Source organism: Curtobacterium pomorum (assembly GCF_044497295.1).
Classification (GTDB): domain Bacteria; phylum Actinomycetota; class Actinomycetes; order Actinomycetales; family Microbacteriaceae; genus Curtobacterium.
Map to the genome: position 1 here is coordinate 3679799 of NZ_CP172409.1, position 13293 is coordinate 3693091.

Below are 13293 nucleotides of genomic sequence, written 5' to 3' on the forward strand. Positions count from 1 at the left end.
TTTTCGGGCGCGCCCGAGGGCGCACACCCAGAAGAGACTACCCGCGTAACGGAACGAAATCAATCCGGGCCGGCACCACGCCGGACACCGTCATGAGCCGGTGTCCGAGGACCCGTTGCCGACCGCCGAGCGGAACGTCGCACCGGAGCTCGAGAACCCCGTGATGTACCCGCTCGCGTTGACGTTGAGCGGCCCGGCCGAAGCCGTCCCGGTGCCGCCCGCGCCGGCGATGTCCGCCGTGAAGGTCGCCCGACCGAAGGTGGTGGTGGAGACCAGCCACCCGTTCGAGGTCCAGCTGCCGACGGCGACCGTGGGGCGCGACTCGAGCGTCCACTTCTCGTTCGTGTACGTGTACGCGGGGTTCTCGCCGTAGGCGTAGAAGCTGCACCCGGCCGGTGCAGCGTCGTTCGAGGCGATGCAGCCGTCGACCCATGCGTCCACGGCCCGCTTCGCCGCCTGCTCCCCCGCGTTCGTGAGCGCCGCGGTCATCTGCACGGGTGTCGAGGCGCCGACCCCGAACCCGCCCACGTCGGCGCTGCCGCCCGTGGCCTTCGTCCACTTGCCGCCGTCGTACGTGACCGCGTAGGTCCCGGGGAGCGCGCGGAGACTGACGGCGCCGTCCTTCGAGGTCTTCGTCGACGTCCCCGCGACCTGCACCGAGGCGCCGGACGGGCCCCGGACGCTGACGTCGACGCTGCCGAGCTCGGGCGCCTGCAGCTCCCACACCGGGAACACACCCCAGTCGGTACCGGTCTTGTCGAGCGTGAAGGTCGCCGCGACCTCTCGTCCGCTCTGGCGGAGGTAGGCGCGAACGGTGGCGGTGTCGCCGTCCGTCCGCGTCGCAGCCACCCGGTAGCCGGTGACCTTGGCCGTGGCCTTCGCGTACGCGGCGTCGGTGAGGAGCACGTCCGACTTCGTGCGGTCGATGCCGGCGGCGTCCAGGGCGTCGGCGACCTTCCCCGCGGTCAGGTCGTCGAGGAACGCCCGAACGGGGCGGTCGGGCGAGTGGGTGGCCGAACCGACCGAGAACCCGACGACACCGGCGACGAGCAACAGCACGACCGCCGTGCTGCCGGCGATGATCCCGACCAGCTGGCCGCGGCGGAGCTTCCGGCGCGGAACGCGCGGAGCGGGCGTGGTGAACCCGGCGCCTGCCGGCCCCTCGTGCGTCCCACGGATCGACGCCACCGGCGGCACGGCTCCCCAGCCGCTCTGCTGGTCCGGATCCGGTGTGTGCTGGTCGCTCATGGTTCCCCCGTTGCGTGTGCGTCGTGCCCGGGCAGACTACCGCCCGGCGATGTCGTCGCCCGCGACCGTCGACTCCTGCCGCCGGTCTGCGTCAGGCGTCCGACCCGTCGTCCGGGCCTGGTGCCGGGCCATGGAGATCCCGCCGATCACCGACAGGAGCGCCACCACGACGGACCCGACGACGAACGGGCCGAGCGCGTAGCCAGCCGGGAAGACGAGGAGTTCGGTCAGGTCGCGGCGGATCACGGCGTACCCGACCGCGCCGACGCCGAGCATCACCAGGTAGGCGGTCGCGGCCGCCACGAGTCCGGTGACCCCGGGGTTGCCCTCACGCGCACCGACAGCGGTCGCGAGGAACACCACCACTGCCGCGCCGATCACCATGGCCGGGCCGAGGTACGGGGTCGCGTCCGGCTGCGCGATCGCCTCGACGTCGGCGAGGAGCGCTTCGAACCCCGCGACGGCGACGACGAGCGCGATGAAGAGGACGGACGTCATCGTCGCGATCAACCACCGGGACATGAGGTGATCGTATCGCCGCCGGGGCGGTCAGCGGGTGGCTTCGGTCCGCTCCGCGTGGTCGGCGTGGTCGGCGTGGTCCACCTGGTGCTGTGCTGCGGCGACGAGGGCGAGTGCGATCGTCGCGGTGATGATCGGGACGGTCTCGGTCATCGGAGCGGCCTGCGTCGTGCTGGTGGTCGGCGCTGCCCGCGTCGTGCTGGCGGCCGGTGCGGCCTGGAGGCCCGGGGCTGCGTCCGCCTCGGAGGGTTCCTCCGGCTCGTGGTCGCGTAGGGCCGGGCCGATGATCGGCAGGACGCCGGTGGTGGACGCCGGCTCAGCGTGCAGGACGGTCGCCTCGGAGGCTGCCGGCTCGCCGCGCTTCGCCGCGCGACGGGCGCGCCCCATCTTCACCAGGACGACCACGGCCACGATCGCCCAGATGCCGTTGACGATGGTCGACGGCACAGCGTGGTGTGCGGCCACGTTGACCGCGACGGCCAGGCCCCCGACGAGGTTGAAGAGCTGGTAGACCGGCCCGTTCGGGAGCTTCCCCGTGGAGAAGAGTATGTAACCTGCCAGCACGGTTACTGCACCGAACCAACCGAGGAATTCAACGATTCCGACCAACACGCGCGACTCCGGGCACGACGAGGAACGGCCGATTCGAGCCGACCGTTCGAGAGACGATGAGCAGCCGCGATCACGGCCTCGTGAGCATCGTACGCAGGCCGACGGGTGTCGCGGAAGAGGGGTCGGCGTGGCGCGTCACACCCCAGTCCGCGGGGGTCGGATCAGCCCTTGGCAGCTGCGGTCGAGCTGGCGTCCGAGAAGACGTAGATCGAGCCGCTGAACGTCCATGACGGCTCTTCTGCCTGCGCGTCCGAGTCGGCGGCCGCCGTGCTCGGCGACGACGACGAGATCGAGTCGATCAGGAAGAGCCGCGCGTTCGACTGCACTCCCTTGACGAAGGCGAGTGCCTCGGGGAACTCCCCGTTCACGGTCACGGACACTGGGATGACGGAGAAGTTCTGCGCCGTGATGCTGCTGTCGGTTGCCGTCTCCGGTGCAGCGGGTGTGGTCGCCGCCGCCGTCGGTGTCGCCGAGGACGTCGCCGTCGCGGCGCTGTCGGACGATGCCGGCTCTCCGCCCGTCGTGCCTTCGGGGGTCGCCGCTGGCGGGTTGTACGCCGTCGCGTCCCCCACGGTGATCGTCGCGACCTGGACCCCGGTCGCGTCCGCGGTCCCGTTCAGCTGGCTGATGAACGACGAGGCGCCCGCGGAGTCCGGCACCGACGCCCGGAGCGTCGCGAGCCGGGTCCGCATCTGCGGCAGGCTCTTCGCCTGTTCGCGGAGGCGGGCTATCTCGGCACGCGTGGTCGCGTTGCCGGCGCTGATGCTCTCGGTGTCGCTCTTCGCCGTCGCAGCTCGGTCGAGCTGCGGCTGCACGCCGAGGAAGAACCCGCCTGCAGCAACCACGACCGCGGCGACGACCGCGAGCAGGAGCATCAATCGGTTGCGGCTCATGATCCGTCCTTCGCTGCGTACTTGCCGTCGTAGACCTTCTCGTCGAGGTGGATCGTCATGTCCACCGTGTAGACGTTCGTCGACGTGTCGAGCGTCACCGAGTTGGCGTTCGCGTCGACGAACCCGCGCAGCCCCTTCACGGAGTCGAGCCAGGCCGGCACCGACGGCAGCGTCGGGCTCGCGGCATCGATCGTGAGGGTCGCGACGCGTTGGCCCTGCAACGGACTTGTCGCCTGCGCGTAGGCCTCGAGCGGGGTCGCCGAGTCGATCTGGACGCCCGTGATCGTCACACCGGCCGGGAGCGAGTCCTGCACGCGTTGGAGCGTGGTCTGCCAGTCGATCTCGGTCGAGCCACCGACCTGCTGGGCGGCGCGCAGGAGCTCGGACTGCGTCTCCGTGCTGCGCACCTCGCGGTACTGCTGCTGCTCGACCAGGAGTGAGTCGGTCTGCTCACGCGCGGCGACGAGCTGGGCGTCGGCCTGCATCGCCGACGCGGAGGCCAGGACGACTCCGGCTCCGACCGCCACTGCGACGACCACGACACCGAGCCAGGCCCGTCGGACGATCGCGCGCTGGCGACGATCGATCAGGACCTCGGTCGGCAGCAGATCGACTCGAGGTACGCCACCCACGACGATTGACTGGCCGGCGCCGCGCCCTTGACGCTTCGTCCGTTGGGCGGTGTCCGCCGCGATCCGGACCTCGTGGGCGGCCCCGGTGCCGCGTCGCGCGCGCTTGGAGGGCTCGAGGATCTTGGTCATGCTGCGCAGCTCCCGGTCGCGAGGCCCCAGGCGACCGCCACGGCGAGACCGCGGCCGGCGACGTCCTCTCGCCGGATCGATCGGCTCGTGGGCGCGTCGGCGAACGGGTCTCCGACGCTGACGTCGATGCCCGTCGCAGCCTGCAGCGCCTCGGCGAAGCCCGGCAGCTGGGCGCCACCGCCGGCGAGGACGAGGCTCTGCACACCGGACCCGGGCCTCGTGCTGACGAAGTAGTTCACGGTGTTGCGCAGACTCGTCAGCAACTCGTTGCTGAGATCGCGGACGGTGGCGGCGGCGCGGATGTCGTCGGGGGTCTGCGCTCGGGCGCCGAGCCCGATCCACCGCTTGACGGCCTCGGCCTGGTCGACCGCGATGTCGAGGGCCGTCGCGAGGGTCCCGGTCAGGTCGTCGCCGCCACTCGGGATGATGCGCACGAACTGTGGGACGCCGTCGGTCGCCACGACCACCGTCGTGGTGTTCGCTCCGATCTCGGCGAGTGCGTGGGTCCCGGGGAACCGCGATGCGGGGAGGTAGACGCGGGTGAGGGCGAACGGGATCAGGTCGACACCGATCGGGTTCAGGCCAGCGAGCTGCACCGCGCGGACGTTCGCGAGCACCGCGTCCTTGATGGCCGCGATCAGGAGCCCGTGCACGACCGGGCCGTCTGCACCGTCGGACTCGGACACCGGGTAGAAGTCGAGGATCGCGTCGCCCACGGGCACCGGGAGCATGTCCTGGACCTGGAAGGGCAGCGACTCCCGGATCTGCGCGAGCGGTGCCTTCGGGACCGTGAGGTCGCGGGAGAGCACCCGTTGGTTCCCCATGCCGAGGACGACGTCCTTCGACCGGAACCGTCCGACGCGCCAGAGCTCCCGGAGACTGGCCGCGATCGTGTTCGGTTCGAGCACCTCGCCGCGCTTGGTCGCGCCGACGGGCAGGGGGACCTCTGCCACGCGCTGGATCACGGGGTCCGGCTTGTTCGGGTTAGTCACCTCGACAGCGCGGATCGTCTCACCGCCGATGTCGATCCCGACGACGTTCTTCGCCATGTGTGGTCCTTCCTCAGGCCAGTCCGATGATCCGCAGGTACCCGTCGAGGACAGACTGACCGATGAACACACCGAGCCAGGCACCGCCGAGCATCCAGGGGCCGAACGGGATACCGGAGCCGCGCTTCGCACGTCCGGCCACCATGAGGCCGATGGCGAAGCTACCGCCGAGCAGGAAGGCTCCGAAAGCTCCCACTGCGAGGGGTCCCCATCCGAGGTACGCGAGCACGAGGCCGAGCACTCCGGCGAGCTTCACGTCGCCGAGCCCCATCCCGCCCGGGACGACGAGCGCCAATGCCAGGTAGCCGCCACCGAGGACAGCCAGACCGACGCCCGCGCGCAGGAGCGCACCCCAGTCACCGCTCAACGCGCTCGCGGCCGTCAGCAGCGCGGCGAGCACCGGGTAGGCGGGCAGCACGATCCCGTTCGGCAGGCGGTGGACGTCCAGGTCGATCAACGCGAGCGCGACCGAAACCGCCATCAGGTACAGCATCGCGACGAGGACGGTCGTCGCGACCGCCGCAGCACGGGCATCGGTGGCAGCGAGCAGCGCAGGCCCGAAGCGCAGCACGACGAGGGCGAACAGGGCCGCCGTCGCGAGTTCGACGAGGGGGTAGCGGACCGAGATCGGCGCGGCGCAATCGCGGCACCGCCCGCGCAGCACAGCCCATGAGAGCACCGGGACGTTGTCCCGTGCCCGGATCTCGTGACCGCACCGCGGGCACGCGCTCGCCGGTGCGACCACGGACAGACCGGCCGGGACCCGGTGGACCACGACGTTGAGGAACGACCCGATCGCGAGCCCCGTTGCCGCTGCGAACCCGACGACCATCACCGCGGCGGTCACCGTGGGCTCCCGCCTGCGTCGTAGGCCGGCTTGACCTCGATCTGGGAGGTCACCTTGTACGTGGTGACCACGGGCTGCGGGAAGAACGGCGGGGTGTAGCTCGCGAGACTCGTGTCGTAGCCGTACGCCTTGAGGTACCCGTTCGATCCCTTGCCCACGGCTCCGCGGTAGCGCTGGGCGATCGAGCCGTTCACCGTCAGGGTTCCCCGGTCCCCGCCGTAGGCGTAGTTCTGCACCGTGAACGTGCCCTGGTTCGACAGGAGCGCTCCGGCGACCGTCCGGTTGTCCGCGAGGAACGCGTACGCACTGGCGCCGCTGAAGTACATCGGGTTCCAGACCATCACGGCCTCCTGACCGACGATGCCGAGCACGGTCGAGGCGGCCCGCCCCGTCACGTACTGCAGGTCTCCCGTGATGTAGACGTAGTTCTCGGCGGACAGCGTGATCGACGCATCGACCTTGCCGGACACGAAGAGGTCACCGTTGCTGCAGCCGTATGCGGTGCTGAACGGGACCGGCGTGCCCTGTGCGTTCCGTGGGTTCGACTCCGAGTACGTGCCGGAGTACCCGGAGATCTGCCCCGTGTAGGGGAAGCCCAGTCCGTTGTCGGTCACCGACGGGCTCTTCATGCACGCGGACGGTGCGTTGCGGGTCGTGTACTTCGACCAGTAGTAGTTCGGGTTCGTGGTGCTGCCGCTGCCCGCGGAGGCCGGCTCGTCCTGCACGTAGACCAGGTTGTTGGCGAGCAGACTCGTGCTCAGTGTGGCCCCCGCCCCCTGCAGGTCGGCGATCGCCCCGCACTTCGGCGGGGTCGAACCGTAGGGACTCGACTTCTGCAGGTTCGTCGCGAGCGTGAGCGGCGAGCGGACCGTCATCTTCCCGTTGCCGAGGAAGGTGATCTGGGTCGGGCCCGTGTACAGGCAGCCGGCCCCAGGGGTGGTCGAGGTGATCGCTGCGTCGTCGGAGTACATGCGGTCGCGACCGGCACTGATCGTCGATGGGGGCGTGTAGGACCCGACCGTCTCCGGCTGGTAGCCGCTGTAGTACTGGTACGACGGCGTCCGCTTCGGCGAGCACCCGTAGTCGGTGGTGCCGACTGCGGACTGCACGGTGTTCTTGAACGTCCCGCCGCAGATGAGCATCACGTCGTTCGACCGGATCGGCCCGTTCAGGGTGTCACCGTCCTGGAACTGGATGCGCGAACAGGCACTCTTGCCGCCACCGGGCGAGTTCGAGAACGTCGCGTTCTGGTAGACGTTCGAGCAGTCCTCGCCGGTGATGTCCGGATCGCCGGACTCGTAATCGGTCCAGTACAGGTAGTTCGAGAACCCGTCGGGCTTGACGTTCGCGACCAGGGTCCTGGTGGTGTTGCCTGCCTTGCCGGTCACCTGGACCCGGACGATGCCCTGCTGCCCGTAGATGCTGTTGTCGACCGCGTACCGGTAGAACGTCGAGCCGCTGGCACCCGTCGAGTCCGGCACCGCAACCCAGGTGGTGAACGCAGCGTTGTCCCCGGTGCGGTTCGGGAACGTGTTCCCACTGCTGAACGGCTGGGCGGTGTCGCCGTACTTCGTCGCGTAGGTGTTGTCGGCGTTGACCCGCGACTGGTAGTCGGCGAGCCCGGCGTACGCCGCCGCCATCGCGTTGGCGTAGTCACGATCGGAAGCCGACTTGGTCGCGCCGGACGTCGAGAGGCCGACCATCGTCGCGGCGAGGATCATCACGATCACCCCGATCCCGAGCACGGCGGTGAGGGCGACACCCCGGTCGTCGTCCCGCGAGCGGATCGCGTCGAGCATGCGGCGCACGGTCAGCCTCCGAACTGCAGGTTGGGCATGCCGACGGTGCTCGTGAGCGAGACGTTGTTGGCGGCAGACGGCTTCGCCGCCTCCCGTTCACCCACGGTCAGTGCGACCGTGACAGAACGGACCGACTGCAGGTCGGCGGCGCTCAGACCCGTCGCGCCGGGCATCAGCGCGTTCCCACCGGCATCCCGGTACGTGAACAGTGCCGTCGGCACGACCGACGACGCGAGCGTCAGCGTCGAGGTCGGGGTGTTGCCGAGCGTCGCCGTCGTCGCGCGAGGGAACTCGAAGTAGCTCTTCGACGCGTCGGTCGCCGTGCCGTTCCACTTCGTCTCCGTGATCGTGCCCTTCGAGGCGTTGAGGGTGAACTGCACCTCGACGGGCTGGACATCGACCGCGGAGTTCAGGTTGATGTAGGCGAAGAAGCGCACCGAGGTCGCCGAGGCGTACTGGAACGCGTACTGCGTGTCGACGCCGCTCGCCACCGGGTTGTTCGACGCGACCCGGAACATCCGTTGCATCTCGCGCATCGCGGTCGATGCCACTCGGGTGTTGCTGTCCACTCCGGTCGTCGTCGTGGACGCGCGGGTCACGGAGGCGAAGAAGGCGCCTGCCATCGCGAGGAGCAGGACGGTCACGCTCATCGCGACGATGAGCTCCGCGAGCGAGAGGCCCTGGTCTTCACGACGCAGCCGGGCGAGCGCGCGCATCACGGTGCCCGCCGGGGGTCGAGCAGGACCTTGCCGGACGACGTCGAGACACCCGCCGCGGGGGTCGCCGAGGGAGTACCGCTGCTGAGGGTCAGCGAGACGATGCCCCCGATGATCTTCAGCACGGTGCCGGACTGGAAGGAGTAGGTGCCGTACGGCAGGGCGATCGTCGCGGTCTGGTTCGACAGGCCGGTGAACGTGTAGGTGACCGGCGTCGCACATCCGGGATCTCCCGAGTTCGCGGCCGGGGCGACGGTCGTGGCCGTCAGGGCGTTGTCCGTCTTCGACGCGAGCTTCACCGTGACGATCTGGACCGGCGCCTTGACCGCGTTCGTGCCGGCCTGGGGCTGCGCGAGCGCGCGCGGTGCCACCGCAGTGCCCTTCGCCGTCGTCCAGTTCTCCGGGTCGACGCTGAGACAGGTCGCAGGGGTCCCCGGCACCGCTTTGTAGCCGTCCGCGTAGGGGAACACCTGCGCCGTCGTCCCGGCCGCGTACGGACCGTAGTCGGCGGTCTTCCGACGGAGCGACACCGGACTGCTGGTCGGCGGGGTGAAGGCGGTGGTGCTCTGGTCCGGATCCGACCACTGCGGCACCACCGTGAGCGCGGTGTCGTAGTTGAAGTTGGCCGCGGAGGTCTGGTTCGTCTGCACGGTGACGGTCGTCGACGGCCTGGCGGTCTGCGCGCCGAGCGAGCCGGACGACGTACCGTCGTCGATGTTCCCCGGCTTCGTGAGCGTGACGTCGTACCGCCCGGGCTTGACGTTCAGCGCGTACGTGCACCCCGTCACGTCCGTCTGTCCGATCGTCGAGGTGATCGCTGCGGCGCCGTTCGGGTTGCTGGCGTTCGGCGCGATCGTGACGCCGACTCCCTGGTTGCCCGAGCCGTCGACCTTGGACACCGAGACGACGATGGTGCCGAGGTTCGCGGCCGTCACCGAGGTGGTCGGCGCGACCATGCTGTTCATCGAGATCGACTGGGTCGCACCACGCCCACCGGCCGTCCAGCTGATGGTCATCGACACCCGCTTGTACGCCAGCGGTCCACCGCCGGACCCACACGCGTTCGCAGTGCCGGAGGTCGGGACCCAGCGGGCCGTCTGCTTGACGGAGTAATCGACCCCGTTGCGGGTCAGTGAGTCGGTCGCGTCCGTGACACCGAACAGGTTGCTGCTCGTCCGCGCCTTGTCGATGGCGTCCTGGGCAAGACCGATCGCGACTTCGCGCGACCGTGAGCCGTGCGCGAGGTAGAGGGAGCTTGCGATCCCCATGGCGACACCGGCTGCGATCATGGCGAACACGGTCATCGCGACGAGCACCTCGATGATCGAGAAGCCGTCGTCTCGTTCGCGGGCATCGCGAAGGAGCTCGGTCAGTCGCAGCATGGTCACCTCCGATGCGCCGCGTTCGTGGAAGACGGACTCCGACTCGTCACGAGCCGGAGTCCGTCTGGGAACCCGAAGGGGTCAGGGGCAGGTGCCGTCCTTCGCGCCGCCATCCTGGTCGACGTAGAAGTTCTTCGTCGAGTTGCTCGTGACCTGGATGCAGAAGGACCCGGCGGTCGCGTCGGACTTCTTGATCTCGGGGGCGACACCCTTGCCGGTGTCGTACGTCCCGCTGGCCGAGTAGCCCGCGAGGCCGGCGAGCTTCGTCGGGAACGTGTTGTTCTGCGTGTACGCAGCGATGACCGCCGTCTTCGCGTTCTGCAGGTCCGACTTCGCCGAGGCGTCCTTCGCGTTGTTCTGGACGTTCAGGTACACCGGGATGGCGATCGCGGCGAGGATGCCGATGATGATGACGACGACCAGGAGCTCGATGAGCGTGAAGCCCTTCTCCTCCTCGGCCAGCAGGCCCTTGCGGCGAGCGTCGAGCTTGCCCATGAGAGCGAAGTACATGGTGGTTTCCATTCTTCTGGGAATGCGATGGGGATTGTGCCGGGGACTGCTCCGCCGCCGGACACAAGAGTATTCAGGCGCGTTTCCGGGCGTAATCCCGAGAACGGGGGGTCTCGAGGTACTGAAATGCCCCCAGTAACGGGGGCATTTCATGGGCACGTGCCCCCGGACGAGGGACGCCGACGTGCTGTGATTACTTGACGAGCGAGGTGATCTGGAAGATCGGCAGGTAGAGCGCGACGATCATGCCACCCACCACCACGCCGAGGAATGCGATCAGCAGTGGCTCGATCAGAGATGTGAGCGCCTCGGTGGTGGACTCGACCTCGCTGTCGTAGAACGCAGCGATCTTCTCGAGCATGATCTCCAGCGATCCGGCGTCTTCACCGACCGCGACCATTTGCGAGACCATTGCTGGGAAGATCGATTCTTTTGCCAGCGGCGCGGCGATGGACTCACCTTTCCGCACGGCTTCGGAAACACGCCGAAGTGCTTTCTCGACCATATAGTTGTTCGACACTTCTCCGGCGATCTGCAATCCCTGCAGAATCGGGACACCGGCCCCGATCATGTCCGAGAGGTTGCGGGAGAACCGCGCGATCACGATCTTGCGGTTGAGCTGCCCGAACACCGGGAGTCGGAGTTTCAACGGGTCCACGAACGCGCGGACCCGTTCCGTGTTCTTGTTCGCCCGCCACCACACCCAGAACGCGATGGCGGCGACGAGCAGGACGGGTCCGACGTAGACCATCGCGTTCGACGCGTACACGAGCACCATCGTCGGCAGCGGGAGCTGCCCACCCAAGGACGAGAACATCTTCTGGAAGATGGGCACGATGAAGATGAGCATGATGACGACTGCCACCAGCGACATCACGAGCACCACGACCGGGTAGGTCATCGCCGACTTGATGGTCGAGCGGAGCTTGTGCTCCTTCTCGAAGTTCGTGGCGATGGAGTCCATGGCCTGGTCGAGGAACCCCCCGGTCTCGCCCGCGCGGATCATGTTGATCATGATCGGCGGGAAGTCCACCGGGTACTTCGCCACGGCGTCGGAGAACGAGACGCCCCGCTCGACGTCGTCGCGGACCTTGCCGAGGATGTCCTTGAGCTTCTTGTTCTCGGTCTGGTCGGCCAGGATCGACAGCGCCCGGAGCAGGGAGAGGCCCGAGGTGAGCATCGTCGAGGCCTGCCGCGACATGATCGCCAGGTCCTTGAGGCCGACACCCTTCTCGAACCCGGGGATCTTGATCTCGGTCTGCAGCCCCGTGCCGGCCTTGGACTCGGTGATCGCGATCGGCGAGACGCCCATGCCGCGCAGGCGCTGGACGACAGCGCCCTCGGACGAGGCGTCGAGGCGCCCCTTGACGAGCTTGCCGGCACCGTCGCGCCCGCGGTAGTCGAATGCGAGTGACATCAGTGGCCTCCGGAGAACTTGTCGCCGAAGTCGATCCCGCTGGCGGCGATCGCGGCTGCCGAGGAGTCGGACGGGGACTCGACGCGCTGCACCAGCCGGTCGAAGCCCTCTTCGTCGTGCACCTTCTCCATCGCGGCCTTGCGTGAGATCGTGCCGACGTTGACCAGTTCGGCGAGGTCCTGGTCCATGGTGTGCATGCCCAGGTCGCGCCCGGCCTGCATGGCCGAGGTGATCTGGTAGGTCTTGCCCTCGCGGATCAGGTTGCCGATGGCGGGGGTGATCGTCATGATCTCGGTGGCGACGACGCGACCGACGCCGTTCGCCTTCGGCACCAGCGTCTGGCAGACGACGCCCTGCAGGGTCGCCGCGAGCTGCGCGCGGATCTGGCCCTGCTGGTGCGGCGGGAAGACGTCGATGACACGGTCGATGGTGCCGGGGGCGCTCTGGGTGTGCAGGGTGGCGAACACCAGGTGACCGGTCTCGGCGGCGGTGAGCGCGACGGAGATGGTCTCGAGGTCGCGGAGCTCGCCGATCAGGATGACGTCGGGGTCCTGGCGGAGCACGTGCTTGAGGGCGGCGGCGAAGGAGTGCGTGTCGGCGCCGACCTCGCGCTGGTTGATGATCGCCCGCTTGTGCTCGTGCATGAACTCGATCGGGTCCTCGACCGTCACGATGTGGTCGGCACGGCTTTCGTTCACCAGGTCGATCAGGGCGGCGAGGGTCGTGGACTTACCGGAGCCGGTGGGGCCGGTGACCAGGACGAGTCCGCGGGGCAGGCCGGCGAAGTCGCCGACGTGCTCGGGGATGCCGAGCTGCTTGAGCGTCTTGATCTTCGTGGGGATGATGCGGAAGGCCGCGCCCCAGTTGCCGCGCTGCTGGTAGAAGTTCACGCGGAAGCGGTACTCCGGCGACAGCGAGTACGCGAAGTCGAGTTCCTGCTCCTGGTCGAACTGGCCGGCCTGCTCGACCGACAGCAGCGTCTTGAGGGCCGCGATGACCTTGCCGCGCGACCACGAGCCGCCGGGCACCGCGGGACGGAGCGAGCCGTCGACGCGGACGGTGGGCGGGGCGTCCGCGGTGACGTGCAGGTCGGACGCGCCCTGGTACACGACCTGGGCGAGCGCGGTGATGAGGTCGGGGTCGGCGACCTCGCGGGCGTGGCGGGCGAAGTCGATGTCGCCGCCGAGCGTGGCCGTCGGTGCGGGCGCGGCCGGAGCGACGGGCAGCTGCTGCGTCGGGGTCTCGGCGTAGCCGTACGTCGCGGTCGACGACGGCACCGCGGCGGGCGGCGTCGCCGGGGTGGCGAGCGGCTGGGCGACGGGCACGGCGACGGGCGATCCCGACGGCGCCGGCCACGCGGCGGTGTCGTCGCCGAGGTCGTAGACCTGCTCCGGCGGCGCCGCCGCCGCGGCAGCGGCCAGGCGTGCTGCGCGCCGGGAGCCCACCTCGGTGCCGGGGTTGCCCGGGTGCCAGCCGGCGACGGGCTCGTCGCCGGGGATCGTGATGTCGTACACGGAGTCGGTCATCTGCTGCGCTCTCT

At 69.1% G+C, this 13293-nt stretch carries 13 protein-coding genes; all 13 read right to left on the reverse strand.

From position 1 onward, the window contains the following. Positions 1–90 precede the first annotated feature (90 nt). Positions 91–1248 carry a hypothetical protein gene (locus ACGH48_RS17660; RefSeq protein WP_396289548.1) on the reverse strand — a complete coding sequence of 386 codons (1158 nt, stop codon included), beginning with the start codon at positions 1246–1248 and terminating at the stop codon, positions 91–93. A 36-nt stretch (positions 1249–1284) separates the two neighbouring features. Next, positions 1285–1770 carry a DUF6121 family protein gene (locus tag ACGH48_RS17665; RefSeq protein WP_396289550.1) on the reverse strand — a complete coding sequence of 162 codons (486 nt, stop codon included), beginning with the start codon at positions 1768–1770 and terminating at the stop codon, positions 1285–1287. Positions 1771–1797: 27 nt separating this feature from the next. Next, the gene (locus ACGH48_RS17670; protein ID WP_340197789.1) at positions 1798–2331 is read right to left on the reverse strand and encodes a hypothetical protein; all 534 of its coding nucleotides are present in this window, start codon (positions 2329–2331) and stop codon (positions 1798–1800) included. Between the two features lie 209 nt (positions 2332–2540). Further along, entirely contained in the window at positions 2541–3272 is a 732-nt protein-coding gene (locus tag ACGH48_RS17675; protein ID WP_148061730.1) for a hypothetical protein, read from the reverse strand. Then, positions 3269–4033 (reverse strand): hypothetical protein, encoded by a 765-nt coding sequence (locus ACGH48_RS17680; protein ID WP_123311722.1) that lies wholly within the window; start codon positions 4031–4033, stop codon positions 3269–3271. Before ACGH48_RS17680 ends, ACGH48_RS17675 begins: the two co-directional genes overlap by 4 nt. Further along, entirely contained in the window at positions 4030–5082 is a 1053-nt protein-coding gene (gene pilM / locus ACGH48_RS17685; RefSeq protein WP_123311720.1) for a type IV pilus assembly protein PilM, read from the reverse strand. The genes ACGH48_RS17680 and pilM overlap by 4 nt, the downstream gene beginning before the upstream one ends. Positions 5083–5095: 13 nt before the next feature. Next, positions 5096–5929 (reverse strand): prepilin peptidase, encoded by an 834-nt coding sequence (locus ACGH48_RS17690; protein WP_396289551.1) that lies wholly within the window; start codon positions 5927–5929, stop codon positions 5096–5098. Continuing rightward, positions 5926–7728: a hypothetical protein gene (locus tag ACGH48_RS17695; RefSeq protein ID WP_396289552.1), complete on the reverse strand. Its 1803-nt coding sequence runs from the start codon at positions 7726–7728 to the stop codon at positions 5926–5928. Before ACGH48_RS17695 ends, ACGH48_RS17690 begins: the two co-directional genes overlap by 4 nt. Positions 7729–7739: 11 nt before the next feature. Continuing rightward, entirely contained in the window at positions 7740–8444 is a 705-nt protein-coding gene (locus ACGH48_RS17700; protein WP_123311716.1) for a hypothetical protein, read from the reverse strand. Then, positions 8444–9826, reverse strand: a complete 1383-nt coding sequence (locus tag ACGH48_RS17705) for a prepilin-type N-terminal cleavage/methylation domain-containing protein (protein ID WP_340197793.1) — start codon at positions 9824–9826, stop codon at positions 8444–8446. Before ACGH48_RS17705 ends, ACGH48_RS17700 begins: the two co-directional genes overlap by 1 nt. Positions 9827–9907: 81 nt before the next feature. Beyond that, a complete protein-coding gene (locus tag ACGH48_RS17710; protein WP_308222005.1) occupies positions 9908–10336 on the reverse strand; it encodes a prepilin-type N-terminal cleavage/methylation domain-containing protein in 429 nt (142 codons plus the stop codon). A 193-nt stretch (positions 10337–10529) separates the two neighbouring features. Beyond that, complete coding sequence (locus ACGH48_RS17715) at positions 10530–11753, reverse strand: type II secretion system F family protein (protein WP_396289556.1); 1224 nt, start codon at positions 11751–11753, stop codon at positions 10530–10532. Then, positions 11753–13279 (reverse strand): type IV pilus twitching motility protein PilT, encoded by a 1527-nt coding sequence (locus tag ACGH48_RS17720; protein WP_396289558.1) that lies wholly within the window; start codon positions 13277–13279, stop codon positions 11753–11755. The genes ACGH48_RS17715 and ACGH48_RS17720 overlap by 1 nt, the downstream gene beginning before the upstream one ends. Between the last annotated feature and the right edge of the window lie 14 nt (positions 13280–13293).